General features: G+C 41.0%; 23 protein-coding genes and 1 pseudogene. 20 read left to right on the top strand and 4 right to left on the bottom strand.

What is annotated here, in order from left to right; all coding sequences use genetic code 11:
- Positions 1–15: 15 nt before the first annotated feature.
- Complete coding sequence (locus FTT73_RS11600; RefSeq protein ID WP_005097985.1) at positions 16–813, bottom strand: tetratricopeptide repeat protein; 798 nt, start codon at positions 811–813, stop codon at positions 16–18.
- 434 nt (positions 814–1,247) lie between these two features.
- Between FTT73_RS11600 and FTT73_RS11605 the strand changes: the two genes are divergently transcribed.
- Positions 1,248–1,493 (top strand): hypothetical protein, encoded by a 246-nt coding sequence (locus FTT73_RS11605; RefSeq protein ID WP_005169535.1) that lies wholly within the window; start codon positions 1,248–1,250, stop codon positions 1,491–1,493.
- Positions 1,494–1,545: 52 nt separating this feature from the next.
- Here FTT73_RS11605 and FTT73_RS11610 read toward each other — a convergent pair whose 3' ends face one another.
- Both FTT73_RS11610 and FTT73_RS11615 read right to left on the bottom strand, forming a co-directional pair.
- Entirely contained in the window at positions 1,546–2,271 is a 726-nt protein-coding gene (locus FTT73_RS11610) for a folate-binding protein YgfZ (protein WP_100357960.1), read from the bottom strand.
- Between the two features lie 116 nt (positions 2,272–2,387).
- Positions 2,388–4,505 (bottom strand): multicopper oxidase family protein, encoded by a 2,118-nt coding sequence (locus FTT73_RS11615; protein WP_180191459.1) that lies wholly within the window; start codon positions 4,503–4,505, stop codon positions 2,388–2,390.
- A gap of 785 nt (positions 4,506–5,290) precedes the next feature.
- On the opposite strand from FTT73_RS11615, the gene acnD reads away from it, so the two are divergent.
- The 17 genes from acnD to FTT73_RS11700 all read left to right on the top strand — a co-directional run bounded on the left by acnD (position 5,291) and on the right by FTT73_RS11700 (position 19,581).
- Positions 5,291–7,909 carry a Fe/S-dependent 2-methylisocitrate dehydratase AcnD gene (gene acnD, locus FTT73_RS11620; RefSeq protein WP_180078637.1) on the top strand — a complete coding sequence of 873 codons (2,619 nt, stop codon included), beginning with the start codon at positions 5,291–5,293 and terminating at the stop codon, positions 7,907–7,909.
- Between the two features lie 80 nt (positions 7,910–7,989).
- Entirely contained in the window at positions 7,990–9,423 is a 1,434-nt protein-coding gene (locus FTT73_RS11625) for a tetratricopeptide repeat protein (protein ID WP_180078635.1), read from the top strand.
- Positions 9,424–9,531: 108 nt separating this feature from the next.
- Entirely contained in the window at positions 9,532–9,675 is a 144-nt protein-coding gene (locus FTT73_RS11630) for a zinc ribbon-containing protein (protein WP_004645925.1), read from the top strand.
- 272 nt (positions 9,676–9,947) lie between these two features.
- Positions 9,948–10,325, top strand: coding sequence for a hypothetical protein (locus FTT73_RS11635; RefSeq protein WP_005169548.1), 378 nt, complete (start codon positions 9,948–9,950; stop codon positions 10,323–10,325).
- A 150-nt stretch (positions 10,326–10,475) separates the two neighbouring features.
- A complete protein-coding gene (locus FTT73_RS11640) occupies positions 10,476–10,697 on the top strand; it encodes a hypothetical protein (protein WP_180075569.1) in 222 nt (73 codons plus the stop codon).
- Between the two features lie 113 nt (positions 10,698–10,810).
- A complete protein-coding gene (locus tag FTT73_RS11645) occupies positions 10,811–11,071 on the top strand; it encodes a hypothetical protein (RefSeq protein ID WP_180078633.1) in 261 nt (86 codons plus the stop codon).
- 535 nt (positions 11,072–11,606) lie between these two features.
- Positions 11,607–11,855, top strand: a complete 249-nt coding sequence (locus FTT73_RS11650) for a DUF6868 family protein (RefSeq protein ID WP_180078631.1) — start codon at positions 11,607–11,609, stop codon at positions 11,853–11,855.
- Positions 11,856–11,952: 97 nt separating this feature from the next.
- On the top strand, positions 11,953–12,666 hold the full coding sequence (locus FTT73_RS11655) for an SIMPL domain-containing protein (RefSeq protein WP_180078629.1): 714 nt from the start codon (positions 11,953–11,955) through the stop codon (positions 12,664–12,666).
- 83 nt (positions 12,667–12,749) lie between these two features.
- Entirely contained in the window at positions 12,750–13,415 is a 666-nt protein-coding gene (locus FTT73_RS11660; RefSeq protein WP_005169561.1) for a pseudouridine synthase, read from the top strand.
- Positions 13,416–14,001: 586 nt separating this feature from the next.
- Positions 14,002–14,934, top strand: coding sequence for a DUF4041 domain-containing protein (locus FTT73_RS11665; RefSeq protein WP_180191460.1), 933 nt, complete (start codon positions 14,002–14,004; stop codon positions 14,932–14,934).
- 259 nt (positions 14,935–15,193) lie between these two features.
- A complete protein-coding gene (locus FTT73_RS11670; RefSeq protein ID WP_005097967.1) occupies positions 15,194–15,583 on the top strand; it encodes a ribonuclease E inhibitor RraB in 390 nt (129 codons plus the stop codon).
- Between the two features lie 234 nt (positions 15,584–15,817).
- Positions 15,818–16,264 carry an SRPBCC domain-containing protein gene (locus FTT73_RS11675; RefSeq protein ID WP_005169565.1) on the top strand — a complete coding sequence of 149 codons (447 nt, stop codon included), beginning with the start codon at positions 15,818–15,820 and terminating at the stop codon, positions 16,262–16,264.
- Positions 16,265–16,386: 122 nt separating this feature from the next.
- Positions 16,387–16,725, top strand: a complete 339-nt coding sequence (locus FTT73_RS11680) for a zinc ribbon domain-containing protein YjdM (RefSeq protein ID WP_005097964.1) — start codon at positions 16,387–16,389, stop codon at positions 16,723–16,725.
- Between the two features lie 124 nt (positions 16,726–16,849).
- On the top strand, positions 16,850–17,215 hold the full coding sequence (locus tag FTT73_RS11685) for a 5-carboxymethyl-2-hydroxymuconate Delta-isomerase (protein WP_180191461.1): 366 nt from the start codon (positions 16,850–16,852) through the stop codon (positions 17,213–17,215).
- Positions 17,216–17,701: 486 nt separating this feature from the next.
- Positions 17,702–18,142 (top strand): nuclear transport factor 2 family protein, encoded by a 441-nt coding sequence (locus FTT73_RS11690; RefSeq protein ID WP_180000566.1) that lies wholly within the window; start codon positions 17,702–17,704, stop codon positions 18,140–18,142.
- Positions 18,143–18,174: 32 nt separating this feature from the next.
- Positions 18,175–18,399 carry a hypothetical protein gene (locus FTT73_RS11695; RefSeq protein ID WP_225553733.1) on the top strand — a complete coding sequence of 75 codons (225 nt, stop codon included), beginning with the start codon at positions 18,175–18,177 and terminating at the stop codon, positions 18,397–18,399.
- 126 nt (positions 18,400–18,525) lie between these two features.
- Positions 18,526–19,581, top strand: a complete 1,056-nt coding sequence (locus tag FTT73_RS11700) for a DUF1176 domain-containing protein (RefSeq protein ID WP_180191462.1) — start codon at positions 18,526–18,528, stop codon at positions 19,579–19,581.
- A gap of 75 nt (positions 19,582–19,656) precedes the next feature.
- Here the strand turns inward: FTT73_RS11700 and FTT73_RS11705 are convergent, their stop codons facing one another.
- Complete coding sequence (locus FTT73_RS11705; RefSeq protein WP_100355901.1) at positions 19,657–20,424, bottom strand: hydroxymethylpyrimidine/phosphomethylpyrimidine kinase; 768 nt, start codon at positions 20,422–20,424, stop codon at positions 19,657–19,659.
- 98 nt (positions 20,425–20,522) lie between these two features.
- Here FTT73_RS11705 and FTT73_RS11710 point away from each other — a divergent pair, with 98 nt between their 5' ends.
- Positions 20,523–21,170: an HAD family hydrolase gene (locus FTT73_RS11710; protein WP_159516153.1), complete on the top strand. Its 648-nt coding sequence runs from the start codon at positions 20,523–20,525 to the stop codon at positions 21,168–21,170.
- Positions 21,171–21,333: 163 nt separating this feature from the next.
- Positions 21,334–21,784: pseudogene (locus FTT73_RS11715) on the top strand (IS5 family transposase); the annotation flags it as partial.

Here is a 21,784-nt window from a genome sequence, read left to right on the forward strand (position 1 = left end):
TGGGGCGAAACCAAATTAACTCTTTTTGGCAGGTATTTTTTTCTGCTCCGCCATCATTTTGTCTACTGCTGCCAAAGACTCTTTAGCCTGCGGAATATTTTGCTGTGCCAATGCAGCAAAGATTTTTTTCGCTTCAGGCAAGTTTTGCTGCACGATACTGCCATTGGCAAACATATTGCCGACTGCCATCAGGGCAGGGATATAGCCTTTTTTAGCCAGATCCTGAATACTGCTTAAACCTTGCTGAATCGGTTTTTCATCTTTGTTTTTAAAACCAGAGCTGATGTCATATAAGGCTTTGGCGTGAATCGCTTGCATATTACCTTTTGTGATTAATGGTTGCAGCTTTTGTAGTCCGATTTTATTTGAGGCGGGGGTATTTTCAGCAAATAACAGCACAGCCAGATCTACACTGGCATCATCAAAGTTGGCTGCTGAGGCACGTTCCAGATACTGTTTGGCTTTGCTTAAATCCTGCTTTAGTCCTAATGTACCCGCCGCATAATTTTTGCCCAGTACATAATTGGCCACAGGGTAACCTTTGCTGGCTGCCTGTTCATAGAGCTGGATGGCTTTTTTCTCGTCTTTGGCAGTGCCCTGGCCGGTCTGGGTTAAATAGCCTAAGTTATATATGGCTTGGGCATTTCCCTGACTAGCCAATTGATTTAAAGCGTCATAGGCGCCTTTGAAATTATTGGCTTTCACCATGGCTTCAATTTTTACAAACTGGGGGTCGGCCTGATCTTTTACAGTATTTGCCAGAGTGAATTGCGCAGAAACTGCAAGAACGGTAGCGAGTATTAACTTTTTCATGGTTCCTATAACCTTATTATTGCTGGCACCTAAGTCCTTGGTGCGGTTTTAATCATTTTCACTTACATCATAAAAGGATTTTGTGCTTTGTAAATATACAATTTGTCATTAGAGTTCTTTCATAAATCATTTTTTAATTATTATAAATGAAATTCTATCTTCTTGTCGGAGACTTGCGCAGCATGCTCCTCATCCCGAAGGGAGAAGGGGGCGTTCAACATCTACATCTATTTAAATATGAATAAAGTTATCATTTCTTGAGTTAGGAAAGGGATTTACTCAAAATAAATCATCAAAGCAGGATATACCGATTTAATCAGATCACTGATCTGGATAACTTTCCTATCAATCATTCAGGTATTGAAAGGATTACTTTGCTTAAAGGAACTTCTCTGGTTAAATCTCGGTTTAAATCAGCCTCCCAGGATTGAACCATGTTTGTCAAAACGATTAAACGCCACTATGACAGAATTAACGTAGATGAAACGATTGCGGATGAAGACAAGATTGATGTACTGCTGATGAAGCTCGGTGCAGAATTTTTGATTAGTCAGGAAGACCGGGTTTACACCTTTCAAAAAGGTGAATTAACCACAAAATTTGATGCCAAACATGCTCGTGCTTATCACTTCAAAGATTATGTGGTGAAAGATATGAATAAGCTGTTTCATGGTTTCTAAAACAAAAAAAGCCAAGAGTTAAGTCTTGGCTTTTTTAGGGCCTAAACCGGAATTATTGCGGACGTGCTACATCACCGCTCAAAGCTTCAGGAAGTTTCAGAACCTCTAGACCCAACTCGGCCAATGCGTCAGGTTTGGCTACGACCAAGGCTTTATAGCCATCCTTCAGACTGATGCTATTCACGACTTCAACATTGTTGTTGAGCTGAGTGCCGACTACAGGTGCTTCACCCGTCGCTTGAATCAGATGCAGCCAATGTTTTGGCTTGGCTTTAAACCATAAGCGTGCAATGACTTCCTGACCTAAATAACAACCTTTGTCATAGTGAATGCTTTCACGTTGATGTAAGCGCAATTCCTGTGGTTGAAACAGGGTCGCAGTGGCCGCCTGAATCCAGGCCTGACCTGATTCAATGGCTTGCTGCTCCCAGGTCGCCACATCGGTTTCAGTCGCAACAAAGTCAGTATGAATATCATTGATCACAGGATAAACCGCACCGACCAGTTCCAGTTTCATTTTTGAAAAGGCACCAAATTTTTTAATATGATTCGCCAGTTCAGTGGCCTGATCGTCAGTACTTACAATTTCAAAGCTTTCCGGACTGAGCTTTTTAAGCCATAAGCCAAATTGAATACGGCCTTTCAAGCTACAGATCGCGGTATAACGTGTCTGGTTTTCAGCCAATGTTTCAGTATTCAAAGTCACCTGACCTTGAAGGAATTTTTGTGCATCAACACCATTCAGACTAAACAATGTAAAAGCAGGAGACGTTGCCATGATAAGCCCCAGTTTGAATACTATAAATCAATGCAGTTATTGTGCAGCAAGCATCAAATAGAGGCAAACAAAAAAGCCAACAATCTAAATCATCGGCTTTTATGGAATGATAATATTTAGTGGTGATGGCTAGCCGGCAATGGCGAATCACAAGGGAATTTACCGCCACAAATCCGAACATATTCCATCATGCCCTGATCTTCATGATCGAGAATATGACAATGCTGCACAAAATCACCTTCAAATTTCTTGTAATGGCTGCGGACAATTACCTGATATCCCTGTTTAACAAAGATTGTATCTTTAAACTGTCCTTTTAAGCCGCGGTATTGAATATCTTCCAGATTAGGATTTGGATCTACTGCCAGCGGAATATCGCTGACATCCTTACCCGTTGGATCCAGCACTTTTACAATCTGGAAGGGGTTCACATGGATATGATAAGGATGATTCAGGTTATTACTGCTAAGAATCCATTCATCAATTTGCCCAAATTCCAGTTTCCGTACATATGCACCTTCTACTGCATCCGCGCCGGTAAAGAGGTCACCAAAACTATAGATTCCCTCAATATCACTGTAACGGTAGCCAAACTTACCATTTGGACCAAAGCTGGCATCGAAGGTTGAGCGTTGTGGTGGACGGTTCTTTAAGCGATTTTCAATTTCAGTGGTCATCAGCGATGGGTGGTCGATAAAGGCAGAAAGCTTTAACTGTGAGAGCTGGGTCTGGATTTCTTTGTTTAAGCCAATTTTCTGTGCCTGAGCTTGTAAAAACTGGGCTGGCGTTTGCGCTTTTAATTTACTCGCTTTGACATTCACCCATCCCAGTAGTTGGGCATTTAACGTATTACCTGGAGCGAGTTGAGGGGTAATTTGTCCGGATGTAGGGATGGCATTGATTTCATCATCAATGTTCAAGTTGGTGTCAAAAATACAGTATCTATTCGTGCTTGGAAAGGCGACCATCGCATCGTGACGGTAACCGGGTTGAAATATCGAAATTCTACGTGTCTGTACATGATCCATGGTTAAACCATCCTGAGCAATGGTATAGACCGGCAAGCTGGTGAGCTGATCAAAATCTGCTTTTTTGTCTTCTTCCTGAAATTCAGAACAAGCTTTAATGGTTTGTTCAGCGGTAAATTTTTGTGATTTTGGCAGTTCCTTAATAATAAGACCAAGGGTGTCGCGAACACCACCATGAATCATACGCCAGCGCTTAAACTGGTTTTGCTCAACTTGAATCTCGCCATGTACTTTGCCATTAATCGAGGTGTAATAATGATTTGCTCCCCATGAATTAAAGGCATTCAGGCCTTGATAATCTTCCAGCGTACCGACTTCACCAGCATCACAATTATTGAGATTGGTTGTACCTGCCGGGTGAGTGCATCGATACTGAATTTGCTGAAACAGGAGGATATTTTCATTAGAATAGCTGTTCTTGCCTTTATCTTTCCACAGAATATCCATGTCTCCCATCGATGTGATTTTGCCATTCCTGACTTGAGGAATACGGCTGCCTTCTACGATTAATGGGCCAGCCATGCCGCTAGAGACCTGAATAGCCGTTGAACCATGTAGATGAGCGTGATACCAGTAAGTACCCGCAGGATGATTTGGTTCCATTTTGAATTGATAGTCAAATTTTTCCTGTGGTTTGAACTTCAGGAAAACATTGTCGCTATTGCCTTGCGGGCTGACCCAGAGGCCATGAGTGTGCAGATTGGTGGTATTAAAACAATGTGGGTCATTCGCATCGAGAATATGTTCTGGGCAGGTTGCTGTGGACTCCGTGGGCAGTTGGTTATTCAAATGCACAGAAAAGGTTTCTCCCTGTTTGACCCGAATCTGGGGCCCGACCAGCCGGTCTTCGACATATTCACCTGCTTTTTTCTTATTAAATAAACTGGGCTTGGTCACATAGCCACGGAGCACCAGTTGATCCCATGTTCCTTTTCTGGGGTTATACAACTTATCCGTTTTATACGCGATGATCAGTTCGTATTTGCCTTTGGCATTTTTCTGTAGCAATGGCGGATTACTGATCAGAGAATCCGGTGCAGTTGGAGCAGGTGGTGGCTGAGTCGGGTTGTTTGGGTTACTTGGATTTGACGGATTATTTGGATTTGAAGGGTTATAGGGGGTAGGAGGATTTTTAGCTCCATTCCAGTTTGATGCCAGTACGGCTATGACCGCTGCTATGACACCGATAATCGCAAGCTGTAACATCGTAATCACCTTTATCTACTTTTGTGATGAGTATTGTTGTTGTGAAGTAATTACTGTTTAGATTTACTTAATTGAGAGAAAAACTGTTATCACCAAATTAGGGGGAGGCAGATAAACGGTATGTCTAAAGTATTTTTTCTTTGGTGTTGAATGTGCTAATTTTTATGTAAATCTTTAATTATTCGATAATATTTATACATATTAAAATAGTTGTAAAATTTGTAAGAAAGTCTTACAAAAATTATGGAATTGAATCAGGACACAGCTTTTAAATGGTTCTATCGCTGAAATACGATGATTTTCGGAATTATTGTATAAGGATGTTTTGAAGATATGCTTAATATCCAGTTTTTATCAACAAGCCGCTTGCATATAAAGACCTAAATGTAAGAGAAGAGACTTATTTGGCTTTTAATAGTTGGCTTTTAATCGGTTATAGGGTCTATTCGCTGCTTAAAATACAGCTCATAAAAGTTGCATGAATATGAAATAAAGCCTGTTTATTGCGCCTATATGTTGATTGTTTTTTATGCTGTTGTGAGTGTCTCATACTAAAGAATGAGATGAATTTTCTACGATTTTTCAAAAAAATAGAAGTTTAGAGCCAAAATTCTAAAGGCCAGATAACAAATTTATTAAAATAGACCGATTTCTATAATTAAACTATTGAAAATTATAAGATTTGGGAAATGGACTTTCGGCAGCGTACAATGCCTTTATTAAAAAACAAGTCATCAATAAATTTTGATGTGCAAAAAAGAGTAATAAACGAGGGCAGGCAAGCTATGAACAACAACTACCGTAAACCGCTGCAATCCACCCAGCTGGAATATTATGACGTGCGTCAGGCCGTAGAAGATATTCAGCCAGGCGCATATGCCAAACTTCCTTATACCTCCAAAGTGCTTGCTGAGCAGCTGGTTCGTCGTTGTGATCCTGCCATTTTAGAACAGTCTTTGCGCCAGCTGATTGAGCGTAAACAGGAACATGATTTTCCATGGTATCCGGCACGTGTGGTCTGTCACGACATCTTGGGACAAACAGCTTTGGTCGATCTTGCCGGCTTACGTGATGCGATTGCAGATCAAGGGGGTGATCCTTCTAAAGTCAATCCAGTGGTACCGACCCAGCTGATTGTCGATCACTCGCTCGCAGTGGAATTTGGCGGTTTTGATCCGGATGCCTTTGAGAAAAACCGCGCGATTGAAGACCGTCGTAATGAAGATCGTTTCCATTTTATTGAATGGACCAAAACTGCCTTTGAAAATGTCGATGTGATTCCTGCCGGTAATGGCATCATGCACCAGATCAACCTGGAGAAAATGTCTCCGGTGATTCAAAACCGTGACGGTCTGGCATTCCCGGATACCTGTGTCGGTACAGATTCGCATACGCCACATACAGATGCATTGGGCGTGATCTCGATTGGTGTTGGCGGCTTGGAAGCTGAAAACGTGATGCTGGGCCGTGCATCGTGGATGCGTCTGCCAGATATTATCGGTGTGGAGTTTGTTGGTCAGCGTCAGCCGGGCATTACCGCAACTGACATCGTCTTGGCATTAACCGAATTCCTGCGTAAGGAACGTGTGGTTGGCGCATATTTAGAATTCTTCGGTGAAGGCGCAGACAGCATGTCAGTCGGTGATCGTGCCACGATTTCTAATATGACCCCGGAATATGGTGCAACGGCAGCCATGTTCTATATCGATCAGAACACGATTGATTATCTGACTTTGACCGGCCGTGAACCTGAGCAAGTCAAACTGGTCGAAACTTATGCCAAAGAGATCGGGCTTTGGGCATCGGATATGACTCAGGCGGAATATCCACGTGTATTGCGTTTTGATCTTTCAACAGTAACCCGTAACATTGCTGGCCCATCCAATCCGCATGCTCGTGTCTCGACATCTGACTTAAAAGAAAAAGGCATTGCAGGCAATCTAGATGCTGCACGTGCGCAAGAAGCTGAAGGTTTAATACCGGATGGGGCTGTGATTATCGCGGCGATTACGTCTTGTACCAATACCTCAAACCCGCGAAATACTGTGGCGGCAGGTTTGCTGGCGCGTAAGGCCAATGAATTGGGCTTGATCCGTAAACCTTGGGTGAAATCATCTTTTGCACCGGGTTCTAAAGCAGCAGCGTTATATCTTGAAGAAGCTGGCGTACTCAAAGATTTAGAAAAACTGGGCTTTGGTATCGTGGCTTATGCCTGCACCACTTGTAACGGCATGTCGGGCGCACTAGATCCAAAAATTCAGCAAGAAATTATTGACCGTGACCTGTATGCCACAGCGGTATTGTCGGGCAACCGTAATTTCGATGGCCGTATCCATCCTTATGCGAAGCAGGCTTTTCTGGCATCTCCACCACTGGTGGTGGCGTATGCGATTGCCGGTACGATTCGTTTTGATATCGAAACGGATTCACTTGGTAATGACAAAGAGGGCAACCCGATTTATCTAAAAGACATCTGGCCATCGGATGAAGAAATTGATGCACTGGTGAAAGAAGCAGTGAAGCCGGAACAGTTCCGTCAAATCTATATTCCGATGTTTGATTTGGGTGTGAATGAAAAGGCAGCAAGCCCGCTATATCACTGGCGTCCGCAAAGTACCTATATCCGCCGTCCGCCGTATTGGGAAGGTGCCCTCGCTGCACCGCGTACCTTGGCCAATATGCGCCCGCTGGCGATTCTGGGTGATAACATTACCACTGATCACTTGTCACCATCCAATGCGATTGTGCTCGACAGTGCTTCAGGGGAATACCTGAAAAAAATGGGCGTGCCTGAGGAAGACTTTAACTCTTATGCAACGCATCGTGGTGATCACCTGACCACGCAACGTGCAACTTTTGCCAACCCGAAACTGTTTAATGAAATGGTGGTGCGTTCTGATGGCAGCATCAAGCAGGGTTCGAAAGCACGTGTGGAGCCTGAAGGCGAAGTGATGCGGATGTGGGAAGCGATTGAAACCTACATGAACCGTAAACAACCGTTGATTATTATTGCCGGTAAGGATTATGGTCAGGGGTCAAGCCGTGACTGGGCAGCGAAAGGTGTACGTCTGGCTGGTGTGGAAGCGATTGTGGCAGAAGGTTTTGAGCGTATTCATCGTACCAATCTGGTCGGTATGGGCGTGTTGCCGCTTGAGTTTAAGCCGGGTACAGATCGTAAAACGTTGAAGTTGGATGGCACGGAGCTGTATAGCGTGATTGGTAATATCGCGCCACGTTCGACACTAACTTTAGTAATTGAGCGTTCAACCGATGATGGTAAAAACCAGATTATTGAAGTGCCAGTCACCTGTCGTCTGGATACTGAAGAAGAAGTGCATGTGTATGAAGCAGGTGGGGTATTGCAGCGCTTTGCACAGGATTTTTTGGAAGGCCTAGTACATTGATGGTTTAAGTGAAAACTTATTGAAATATATTATGAAAAAACTTACTTTAGGGTAAGTTTTTTTATTTTAAAATTTATAAAATGTCTCATAAAATTAGTGATCTAAAATTAGCGAGTGAATTCACAGAGGAAATATATGAAGATTATTGTGTAGCTTTAGAATTTCTTAATCATAATCCAGATTATAGTCTTCTTAAATTTAGGCTCATTATAGAAAATACTATCAATGAAATAGCTAAGAGTAAAAAAATTGAGTTTGATACAGAAATTATTTTTAACCAAATTGAAGAATTATATGATATTCAAATTATTAATAAAGATTTGAGAGATAATCTACATTTAGTAAGAAAATTATGTAATAGCGGAGTGCATAAAAATAGCAATAGCAAATATGATAAAGATGAAAATGATTTTTATGAAAAAAGTAAGGAATTGCTTATTCAAAAATCACATGAGGTTAGGCAGAAACTGATAGTAATTTTTGTGGATACTCTAAATATTTTAAAACGTTGTCTCTATATAAGTATTAAAGATATTCAACTTACAAATATTAAGCAGCTAGAATTTAAAGATATTTTGTTCCAAGCAACTACAGAATTGGATTATAAAAAGAAGTTAATAGCAGGTGTTGCTTGTGAAACAATTATAAAGGAACAGTCATTTGATAAAGGTTTAGTCGTAAGTTCAGCATTTAGTGCACATACTGATTCATTAAATGAAATTGCAATTAACTTTTATGATGCAGCATGTAAAATTTCTGCAGATTTAGATAAAAATATTTATATTTTTAAAGGTGATAAAGAAAAAGCTATTAATAAATGTGCAGCCTTAGAGGCTCTATATAGATATGCAAATAGTCTTTTAACTACACAAGATATAGAAGAAAACCCCAATTCAATCGCTTGGAAAAGATTGGAAGCTGCTGCTTTTAGAGGCTATTCACCTGCCCAAGGATTATATGGAGCTTATTTATACAAATTGAAAAAGTATGAGGATTCTCTTAAATATTTGATTGAAGCCCAAGCAAAAGATGATGTTATGGCTTTAAGGTTTTTATTTTATTACTACTCTGATGTTGATACAGGTGTCTTTGACAAGGAATTGGCCATAGACTACTTAGAAAAGGCAATTGATTTAGGATGTCCAGATTCATTAGCAACATTAGGTATGGAATATCATAAAGGCATTTTATTGACTAAAGATGATGAAAAGGCAGAACGGTATTTAAAAGAATCAATACATTTAGGAAGTGCTTTAGGGCGAAATTATTACATGATTGAGTTTAATGATTTAAAAGGTTTCTTAGCTTCAGGGCTTAAAGCCTTTGCAGATGCCTTGGATAAAGCTGCAAATAAAAACAAAAAGCAGCCGATTAGGAATATAAGCCAAAAAGTTAAGCCTAATGATCCATGTACTTGTTTATCAGGTAAAAAATATAAAAAATGTTGTTATTTACATGGAGATATCAAGGTAAAGGAATCATTACAGGAATTTGTCAGAACCCAAATTTCATAAAATTTGGGTTAGCCCAAACGACATCATCATTTACAAAAATGGACAATAGACATTCATCACCAGAGGGTTATACTAGACAGACCATTTCTAAAACCATGGAGAACAAAGATGGTTACTGCTGGCGAAAAACCCGGAACAGGCTTCTATTTTTGTGTTCAATGCGGACACCGCACCTACTTAGAAATTGGTACTGATCGTTTACCACCGTGTACCAAATGCCAAGGCAATCAATTTAACAATAAGAATGCCTAAGCAAAACAACTCAAACAGTTACCCTCTGTTTTGAATGAAAGCCCTATTACTCCATAGGGCTTTTTGCTGTTTATTAGCTAACCTTTTAGGTAGCAATCAAAAGATCAGGGTGAAAAAGCCAATCATATATTTATAAAACTTATTAATTTAAAGTAAAACCTAATAAATTCAAAAAATTATTTGAAATTTAAATATAAACGGTATAGCTTGTCTGCTTTAAAAAATTAGCTAACCACTTTTAAATTAAGGTTAGATATTTCCGGGGTGAAACAATGAAAAAATTTGCAGCTTTAGTACTAGGCAGTGCAATCTTATTTACTTCAGGCTGTGCCACGATGTTTAATGGTTCAACCCAAACTGTGAATATCCGTAGTAATGATGAATTGGCTAAGTTATATGTCAATGAAGAATATATGGGACAGCGTAATACTGTCTATACTTTCAAAAAGAAAGAAAACTATGTGATTAAGGCAGAGAAGCAAGGCTGTCAAACCAACACCGTTATTCCACAGAAAACATTTGATCCAACAACTTTATTAGGTATTTTCCTGGATTGGGGACTTATTTCTATTCTGGTTGTAGATGGTGCTGCTACTGGAGCATGGCAAAAATTTAGCCAGACAAGCTATGTCGTTGATCCTAATTGCTAATTAATTCAATTAGATTGAAAAAAATATCCCATCATTGAGTGGGATATTTTTTTGTAAATTTACATCTTTTTTGAACCTTGATTTTGATTGAAAATTAACCAAATCATCTCCATATAAAAGCCTAGATTCACCGTATTTAAGGCTGCCGAATTGCAACATTATCTTGATCTTAATCACGACTCAGGTGTTGCCAATTACGAGATTGGTAACGAATTTATTCGCGTGCAATTTAAGAAAACCTCGAAAGTTTATACCTACAGTTATAGCAGTGCCGGTGATCAGCATGTGGAAAACATGAAACAGCTTGCCCGATATGGCGATGGCCTGAACGCCTATATCAACCAACATACTCGTCAGCTTTTTGTACGCTAAAACTGGTCTGCTTCTTGCTTCAATCAAAGTCCTAATCGGCAAATATTTAATAACAGCTAAATATCTGCCTTGAAATAGTGCATGTGCACATATTGGAAAGAGGGCAAACACATATGGAAATCACAGAGTACGCACCCGAATCAGGAAAATTAGATAAAAAAGCCCATTTCTACTCCGCATGGCCATTAATTCTGATCCTGTTTGGAGGTGCAATTGGTTTGCTCTACGGCGTGATGGCATATTTACTGAATCTGAAAATCTATAGCTCTGAACTGACGAGACTCAATAAAGTTCTGGCCAATCTGCTCTGCGGGATGACCGCAATCAGTATCTGGTGGTTTAGCGCACAATGGATTCAGGCTGCTTTGTTTTAATAAATAGTCATAATGTCTTGAAGATAAATTGCAATAAAGGCCATTTTTATAGAATAAAAAAGCGTAAAAAATGAATAATAGAATTTATTTCCCTAAATTTAGTTTAATAATGAAATAAATTTTCAAAAAATCTAAAAATTAAAAAAACATAGGAAATTAATCCCGTCCATCTTTGCCTAATATAGCTCTCAAGGGTGTGATGGGATCGGAAAGAGTAGCATGCTGTGAGCGGCGCAAAACGCGAGTGCAGTACGAACCCAAAAGGTCTCGATCCGGCTTAGGACGCTATAGACCACAAGTTTATAGGCTATAAGATCAAGTCTTACAAAGATTGATAGTTGAAGTAAACCATTAGACGTTTTCCCAACACCCTAAAAAATTCTCCAGCAGTGCAAATATGATAAATCATTAAAATAACAATAAATCAAAAGCTTAAACCAAGATTCAATTCAAGCATGATACAAATCAGCCCTTCATTTTCCCAGATCAAATCTGTTATTTTTAAAGCATCAGCTGCGCCCAGTGGGGAATTGTGATGAATCTCGATATTTGGTGTCGTTTTCTGCTATTTTCCTTGCTCATCAATTACGTCATTCTTATGCTCTGGTTCACAGTTTTTGTATTTGCCCGAAACTGGATGAAACAAGTGCACGGAAAATGGTTCCGGCTGTCTGAAGCCAGCTTCGATGTGATTCATTATTCGGGTATGGCGCTGTATAAAATTGGAATTTTGCTGTTTAACCTGGCGCCTTTAATTGCAATCTATTTGATCAAACAAAGTTAAGCGCGATTCTGAACTGCATTTTTTAATGACAAAAAATAGCTTGGGATTAGTCTAGTTAAATAACAATTAAAACAGGATTTCAAAGGAGTGGATGCAGATGAATCAAGTCAAACCGGCACTGATTTTGGGTGCCTTGATTGCTTTAGGGATGATGCTTGCTGGCTGGATTCTAGGCAATAGTGCCCTGAAAATTAAACAGTATGAACGTATTGTTTCGGTCAAAGGCTTGTCAGAACGTGAAGTCAAGGCGGATGTAGCAGTGTGGCCGATCCGCTTTAACGCTGGTAGTCAGGATCTGGCCGAGTTATATGACACCATGCAAAGCAATACCCAGGAAATTCAGACTTTTCTAAAAAATGAAGGTTTTAGTGCCGAAGAGATCACCAGTGCCTCACCGAGTATTACCGATAAATACGCCCAGCAATACGGCGGTGATGCCAATGTCGCACTGCGCTATACTGCCAGTCAGACCATTACCGTCTATACCCACAACATCGATGCAGTACGCAAGGCACAAAGCCGTCTGGTGGCTTTGGGTAGAAAAGGCATTGCCTTTGCTGGAGATGATTCCGGACAAAGAACCGAATATTTATTTACCAAGTTGAATGACATTAAGCCGGCGATGATTGAACAAGCCACCGAAAATGCCCGCAGTGTGGCAGAAAAATTTGCCGCAGATTCAAAAAGCAGTCTGGGGAAAATCAAGTCCGCCAATCAGGGCATGTTTAGTATCGAAGATCGCGACAGCAATACCCCCTATTTGAAGAAAGTCCGTGTAGTTTCGACGGTGGATTATTATCTGGCAGATTAATTTATCTGGCTATGCGCGGTGATTGACAGGTTAAATACAGCTTGTTATTTTGCGCACATTGTTCCAGATGCTGTATTCCTAAAATGCCCATCAACCCCGACTTTGTCTATTGCCCACCGCAAGAACCGTTGCATATTGTTTATGAAGATGATGATCTGGTGGTGATTGAAAAGCCGGCCGGATTATTGTCGGTTCCCGGGCGTTTAGCTGAACATCATGACAGTGCTTATTTGCGGGTTCTGGACCAGTATCCGCAGGCCAAAATTACCCATCGTCTGGATATGGCCACCTCCGGTATTTTGATGTTTGCCAAACACCGCGATGCAGAAGTGGCGGTGAGTAAAATGTTTCAGGCACGTACCGTGCATAAAAATTATGTCGCGCTGGTACAAGGCAAACTTGAAGGTCAGGGCAGCGTCGAAGTGCCTTTGATGACCGACTGGGAAAACCGTCCGCGTCAGATGGTGCATTATGAACTGGGCAAAACTGCCAAAACCTTATATCAGGCAATAGAATATTTGCCCCAGCAAGACATTAGTCGGGTTTTACTCACGCCCATCACAGGCCGTTCTCATCAGTTGCGAGTACATATGCTGTATCTGGGTCATCCCATTACTGGCGATAAAATCTATCATCCAGAACCACAGCGCAGTCCTTTAAATCGTATGGCTTTGCATGCCAATTATCTGGCTTTTAGCCAGCCGCTGAGTGGTGTTCCGGTTGAGATTGAAGTCGTAGTCCCGTTTTGATTTGGATTATGAAAACGATGGTATCCGGTCAAATTAGTTCTATTTTGTGTAATCATTCAAAATGGTATTTGCCATTTAAAATGGGCTGCCTGAATTAAAAAGTGTGAGAATTTATTTCAGTCAATGCTCTGAAAATTAACAGTTTTTCATGTTTTTTTATTTGAAATCTAATACTTATGCATTGCCCAATTTGCTTTCGATGTAGAACATACCGGTGAATGCTGGCTGCATATCTTGATGATGAGTTTAGGAATTTTTATTGTCTTTATCTGCTGTTATAAGCTTGATATCTTTATTTCTATTGGTTTTTTAATTTTACTGTCATTAATTTTAAACTTTTAAATTATATCCTTTGATATAAAAAATACCGTTAGCTGTTTCAGGATCGTTTTGATTTAAGCTGCAAATCAATTCATGATGTATGACTTGCACATAAAAAATTATAGAAAAATAAAATGAATGAACGACTTAGTGGCGATTAATGGCTTTGATTATCTGGCCGAAGTGATGCAAAATTAACCAGTACTTTATAATAAATTTTTAATTTGATGTTTTAGGGCAATGCCAGGGGTTAAAGGACAGAACAATGCTCAGTATGGCTTTTTTCGTTCTCGCGAGTATTTTATTATGTGCCTTGCTCTGGAGCTTGAAGATCCAGGCTTCATTACGCAGCAATATCCGGTTTTTACAGGAAAATCTGGATCATTCACGCAGTAGACTGGCAGATTATGACGCTCAAGTCGATGAACTGAATTATGACGTGACCCAACTGCGGGTACAGCATGGCAGTTTAACGACTGCGCTGAATAAATATAAAAAATATCAGGATATCTATGATATCGAACAATATATTATCAACCGGACTTTGCAGGCCGAAAATTTTGTTGAAGTGACCAAACTGGATGCTTCGATCATGATTGATGATCTCAAGGCTTATATTGAAAGCGTGAAAGACTATATCGCCCAGTTTCAAGCGAAAGCCTTAGTCGAAGTTGAACAGCAGGCCAGAAAAAGTTTAGCGGGTTATTATCAACAGGCCAAGCAACAGCAGCACTTAGAGGACGTAGTGAATGCCCTGGAACATAAAATCCAGGCCAAGCATTACGGTTTATGTCTGCCAGTACCGCAACTTTTACAACAGCTGATCGCAGGATATAGTGAAACGGATGCGGCTCGGCATCTGCTCGATGTACGTGAAAAAATTCAGCAGGCTATAGCAACACAGCAGATCGCCAGTTGTAATTATATCGATGACAGCCGCCGTAGAAGTATCATTGAAATCTTTAGTTTGGCCTTTAATAGCAAGGCAGATTTATATCTTGCTCAATTAAACAGAGAAAATTTGGGACAGATGTTGCAAGCCTTAAGGGATGATTATGTCCTGCTGAATTATACCGGACAGCAACTGAGTCAGGCCACGATTCAGTCATCCTATCTGGATTTACGTTTAGAGGAATTAAAGTTTGCTGCGCTGGTTGTGCACATGAAACAAGAAGGCCGGCATCCAGAGACCGTATAGTTTTGATATGCATCAAAAGTACTCAGTCTTGATGGTACCTGATAACGAATAGGGTTTTAGCGAAAGACCGATATTCCCGGACGTGATAGGCTATAAATATTTAAGAAATACCCATTTGACAGATAATTTTTATATTTATAAAAATCATATGTTTATTTATGGTTAAAAGATAATATTTTTTGTCCGGATCTCGATAATTGTCTAAAAATCAGCTAATCTTAGATGCAGAATAAAACAGCATCATAATAAGGATACTTCTATGTCACGTGATTACAATCAATTCCCTGACGATGAAAATGGCAATGTACTGTGGCAAATGCATCAGGATGGCGACGACCTGCAAGAAGCACATGAAATCGAATTTTCGCTGGTGTTTAGTGATGAAGAGCAGGCAGATCGTTGTGCCTTGTATCTCTTAAAGGAAGAACAAAAAATCAGCCTGTTTCAGGATGAAGAAAGCGCGACCCTGGAATGGATTATCACGATTTATGTCTATATGGAACCAACCTACGAGGATATTGTGGATCTGGAACAGTGGTTCAGCAAAATCGCTGCAGAATTTCAGGGTGAATATGATGGTTGGGGCTGCATGGCCTATGTCTATGATGATGAGCTGGATGAAGAAGAAAGCAGTCTACGTAATAGCTGATTGTGCCTGTATTTAAATAAAAAAACCCCGGTGCTGCCGGGTTTTTTTATCCTTTATATTTAGTTATATCGGAATGTCAGGACTTTAATACAGATACATAGTCATTATATATACCAGATTGAGGATTGCGTAAAATCAGTTCTATGGATGCTCAGCTTGGTCTGGTCAGTCTATACAAGAGAAGGGTAATATCCCTCAATAAAAATACATAATAACAATAAGGGACTAGGCAAAATGAGTTACACCCTAAAAATGCATCGAGTGTTTAGTGCACCTCCGGAGCGGGTGTATCGTGCTTTTGTTCATCCGGATGCACTGGCAAAATGGTTGGCACCACATGGTTTTATTGCCAAGGTAGAACATGCGGAAGTCAAACCCGGCGGCAGCTATAAAACCACCTTTACCAATTTTTCCACTGGTACCCAGCACCATTTTCATGGGATTTATCATGAGGTGATTCCCAATCAGTTACTGCGTTATACCGATCAGTTTTCGACGCCAGATCTGCAAGGTGAAATAGAAGTCACTGTGATCTTTGAAAAGGTTTCAGTCGGTACAGGCCTGCATATTATTCAGGTCGGCTATCCCGATTTAGTGCCGCCTGCGGTATGTCACTTAAGTTGGCAGGAATCATTCCAGCTACTTTCCTTGCTGGTGAATCCGCATATCCCGGATAATTAATGCTTGATGATTATGAGCTGGCCTTCAACGAAACTCCTGTTCAAAAGCGCATCTCTGCAAAGATGCTATACTGTGATCTTATTTGTTTCATTTATTTAATTTTTCTCTTTTTCGAGGTTCTTATGGGTCTGCCAAACTGTCCAAAATGCCAATCTGAATATACCTATGCAGATGGCGATCTACTGATCTGCCCTGAATGTGCACATGAGTGGAAAGAAGGCGAAATCACTGAAGAACAAGTGATCATTAAGGATGCTCATGGCAATGTGCTGGCGGACGGCGATAGCGTGACGGTCATTAAAGACCTGAAAATAAAAGGTTCATCTTCAGTGGTGAAAGTGGGTACTAAAGTCAAAAGTATCCGCCTATTGCCGGATGCTGCCGATGGTCATGATATCGATTGTAAAATCGAGGGAATGGGCCCGATGAAGCTAAAATCTGAATATGTCAAGAAAGCTTAAATCTGGCATCAGACTAGAATTTTAACTGGACATGAGACGGTGGATAAATCGTCTCATTGCTAAAATTCAGCGTTTATTTTTTATATAGTCCCAATCCTCACGTTTTTGATTCGAGATCACTCGTATGCCACATCTGCATCTGGAATATTCTGACAATCTTCAACATCTGCTCCAGACTCAGCCGCTCTTGCTGGCCATGCATCAGGCATTGTTCAATGCAGGCTATGTCACCGATCCCGATGATTTAAAAAGTCGTGCAATTATGCAGCAGGATTATGTCATTGGACTGAGTCCACAGACAGATCAGGCCTATGCACATGCCAAAGTCTCACTATTGAGTGGACGTAGTGTCGAAGTGCGTCAGGCGATTTCTGCATTGGTGCTTGAGGTGATGCAGCAATCTATTGCTCCACAGCCCGAATTAAAAATTCAGCTCTGTGTCGAAATTATTGAAATGCCAAAGCAGACCTATAGCAAAGCCACGATTTAAATCCTGGCTTTTAGCTGTGTGGCATCGCGACAGCTTAAGAGTTGTACTTAAACTCTTTACAATTGCTCAGTCTAAAATAAATCAGACGACCGAACATGAATACTATTCCTAAATTCATTTCATCTTATTAAAATATAAACATATTTTTTTATAAATGACATTTTTGGTCATTTACAATAATACCGCAGAAGTCTTAAAGTGGGTTCAGATAACTCTCTATTCCTGATTTAAATAAAAATAAAGATTGATAGGGCTGTAATGTGGCATGTCTATGCAGATTGCATGAAGTTTTGGACTTAACTTAAAGATTGAAATCAAAATAATATTTTAAATAATATTCAGATGAATTGCAGTGAATAACACAAAGGGGATAGCCAAGCAATTATAGTGCTTGAGCATAATCAAAATAAGAAAAGCAAAAGACCAGAAATTTGGGACAATTTTAATTCCGATTTCAGGTCTGAATACCTGATTGAGGGGGACTTTATGCAGGTTTTTGGGGATGAACAACTGAGTCAGGAAGTCGTGGCATTTCTTCAGCAATGGGACCATGCCATATGCAGTCTGGAGATCCAGGATATTATTCAATTATGCCGGCCAGATATCCGTCTGGTCGATGTCAGTACTGAAATAAAAGGCATAGATGCCTATCAGGCGCTCTGGCTGCAATATCGGCCTTTTATACCTGAAGGAATCCGGATAGAGCGTCAAGATGTCAATATTCATGTGAGCACTGATTTAGCCTTGGTCGATGGCTATGTTCGGGTGAATTATGCGGTAATTGAGCCGATTTTCCAGTTGGGCTGGTGCCGGGTCAGTATGTGTCTCAGCAAGCAGCAGGGACGATGGCAATTGTTGCATCAACATACCTCAGTACCGGTACAACTGGAAACCCGTAAGATGCGCAGGATCAAAAGCGTCAGTTAAGTCATAAGCTCAAAAAATTAAGTGCAATATCTTTGCAAATGATTACAGGCATGCTTTATCAGGACACCATTCAGCAAAAACTGAATATACTCAAAGCCTATTGTCAGGGAGCCAGGATGTGGGGCGGTGCAATTCAGACCTTTGATAGGCTAGAAAATTCGATCGATACCTTAGAGCATGAAGCGAGGAATCCGAATGTGCAGAATGTCAAAGTGGTCGGCCTGGAACCTTCGAGTGAAGAAGCCGCACTGGATTAGCTGAATACAATTCTGAATCCACTGGCCATGATCGGGATTGTGTTTTTGTTCATGGTGCTGATTTTGCTGAATGGTAAAGAGATGCAGCCCGCCACCTCGGCAAGCATTTTAAATAAGGACTAGATGATGAAACAAAAATGGATCTACAGCATCAAAATCATGAGTATCACATTTGGTCTAGCCAGTATCAGCTCATTAAGTCTGGCGGCCATTCAGGGCCTGCATTTTTCACATAAAGACTGGGAAATTGCCTGTGATAATACCGGCACCTGCCGCGCTGCTGGTTATCAATCGGATCAAGATATTGATCAGCCGGTTTCGGTGCTACTAGAGCGTGCTGCTGGGACAAACAGTAGCATCAAAGCTCAGGTCCAGATTTTACCCTTAGCTGCTGCCACACCGACCAGACAGCTTCAGCTGCAAATTGCCAGCACGCCTTATGGCATGATTGGTTTGAATCGGGAGGGGATAGGGCAACTCAGTACCGATCAAACGCGAGCCTTGCTGAAAGCTGTACAGGGAGCAGGTCCGGTTGTCTTTAAGAATGCTCAATCACGATGGAACTTATCGACTGCCGGAGCCAGCGCGGTTTTACTGAAGATGGATGAATTTCAGCGTCGACTTTCTACATCCTCAGCCTTGATCAGGCCGGGAAAAAAGTCCGATCAGACGGTCCTCAAAGCCGCAGCGATACCGAAAATTGTGATACCCAAATATCAGTCAGGCAAAGTCACTCAAGCGAAACTGAATACGGCAGCCAGTCAGCAGATGATTCGAAAACTGAAAGCCACCACCAACGAGGATCAATGTGATTTGCTGTTTAGCCAGCGTTTTCTAGATGATGACGTCATGACGATTTATCCCATTAATGCCCAAAATCAGTTGGTTCAGATTCCATGCTGGCGCGGGGCTTATAATATGGGTAGTGGCTTCTGGCTAATGGACCAAAACAAGCAACTGAAACAGCTGGTGACGACTTCGGGAGAAACCTTTAGCCAAGGCCAGATATTTTCCGGGCATAAAGTACGTGGTTTGGGCGATTGTCTGAGTCAGGACGAATGGGCCTGGAATGGCAAGAAATTTGTCAAAAGCTTCAGTAGTCTGACCGTACAATGCAAAGGCTTTGCCGGCGGTGCCTGGAATTTGCCGACCTATGTAAGCAAAGTCATTCCCCTTAAATAGTCATATCCTGCATAAAAATAAACGCTATAAAAAAGCCTGAATCATTCAGGCTTTTGAATTTAAAAAAATATCATCTTAAAAGCGTTTTGGAATTCTCTGACCATTCGGAACAGGGATGTCGGCAATTTTTAATACCCCAAACAACCAGGTTTCTGCATGCTGTACCGCCGTTTTGAGTTGATCACCCATGGCCAGACGCCCGGCGATAAAGCTGGCCAGTGAACAACCCGAACCATGATATTCACCCTCCAGACGTGGACAGCGGGTCTCATTAATCAACTTGCCCGCGATATACAGACTGTTCTGAATATAATCCGGCGTATCTTCATGACCGCCTTTAACCAGAACTGCTTGTGCACCCATATCAAATAGTTTTTGAGTGGCCAGCTGTAGGTCTTCTTCACCTGTTAAAGCACGCAGTTCAACCGTATTCGGAGTTAGAAGGGTAGCCAATGGAATTAGTTGGGTAAATGCTTTGACCAGTGTCGCCTGATTGCCCAATGAACCGCCACTATTTGCCACCAGAACCGGATCGAGTACATACAGATAGTCCGGATGTGCAGTCAAAAACTCCGCCAGTGCTGCGATATTCTCTGTGGTGCCTAACATGCCAGATTTAATACAGCGAATTGGCAGGTCATTCACCACGGCATTGGCCTGAGCCAGCAGCAGCTCTTTAGATGTCGCTTCAAAACCAAAAACCTGCTGTGAATTTTGAATGGTGAGGGCTGTGCAGGCAATTGCTGCATGTGCACCACTTTGACCAATGGCTTCAATATCTGCCTGAAGACCGGCTCCACCTGAAGGGTCTAAACCGGAAAAGCAAAGTACGGTAGGGCGCAAAATGATGTCCTTCATTCACTAAAATTACATTAGTATAGGCAAATTTGAATGAACTCTCGATATTAATTTATATCGGTGCTGATGAGAGGGGATGGGCTGTGATTAAGAATATTTTAATTGATCTGGATGGGACATTAACTGATCCTAAAGTGGGGATCACCACGTCTGCGCGTTACGGTCTGGAAAAGGTGGGTCATCCGATTAGCGATGAGATCAATATCGACTGGATTATCGGTCCTCCCTTAAAAGCCTCGCTGGCCAAACTTTTAAATATCGAGACCGATCATATTCTGGCTGAGCAGGCGTTGATGGCTTATCGCGAACGTTTTGCAGTGAAAGGCCTATATGAAAATCACGTTTTCGAGGGTGTGGCAGAAACGTTGGCAGAACTGAAACGCCGTGGTTATCGTTTGTTTGTCGCTACGGCAAAACCGACGGTTTATGCCAAACAGATTTTAGAGCATTTTGATCTGGCTCAGTATTTTACTGAAATTTATGGCAGCGAACTCAATGGTGACAGAACCAATAAAGGTGAGCTGATTCAGTATATTTTAGAACAGCAACATTTAAAGGCCGAGGGCTGCATCATGGTCGGTGACCGTGAATACGATATTTTGGGTGCACACCGCAATGGAATCAAATCTATTGCAGTTACATATGGCTATGGCAGTGCAGATGAATTACAACGTGCACAACCTGAATATAAAATAGAAAACTTTGATGACTTATTAGATTATTTAAAATAAATATTTATTTTTGTGGTTAAATTTATTTTAAACCCCTTAAAAAATTATTTTTTGAGGGGTTTTTTAATTGAATTTGTTAATAACTAGGGTGTGTCCTCATTTGAAGAATTGGTTTTAAATACTTAAAATCCTCCTTTGAGTTATTTTTATTTCTACACTTTCAATGGCACGCACACTTCTTACCGATGATATCTGGCAGAAAATTCAAGATACTATGCGATTACATGGTTGCTACTGTTCAAAGAATAGTAGAAATATCATGGAAGCGATCTTATGGAAACTGCGTACAGGCGCCACATGGCGGGATATTCCCCAAGAATTTTGTCCTTGGCAAACTGCTTACAATCGCTTTAATCGTTGGGCAAGCAAGGGATTGTGGGATAAATTTTTTTTAGATTACGAGGCGTCCTGGATCAAGAATGGGTATTCATTGACGGAAGCTACATACGCGTGCATCAACATGCAAGTGGAGCTCGGCATGGTTTCAAAAGAGCAATTGGACAATCACGTGGTGGACGAACAACAAAAATACATCTTGCAACCGACGCGAATGGATTACCGATTGATTTTAAAATCACTGGGGGTGACGTCCACGACAGTAAAGTTGCAAAACA

The sequence above is a fragment of the Acinetobacter sp. YH01006 genome, from assembly GCF_013420445.1.
GTDB classification, from domain to species: Bacteria; Pseudomonadota; Gammaproteobacteria; order Pseudomonadales; family Moraxellaceae; genus Acinetobacter; species Acinetobacter pseudolwoffii.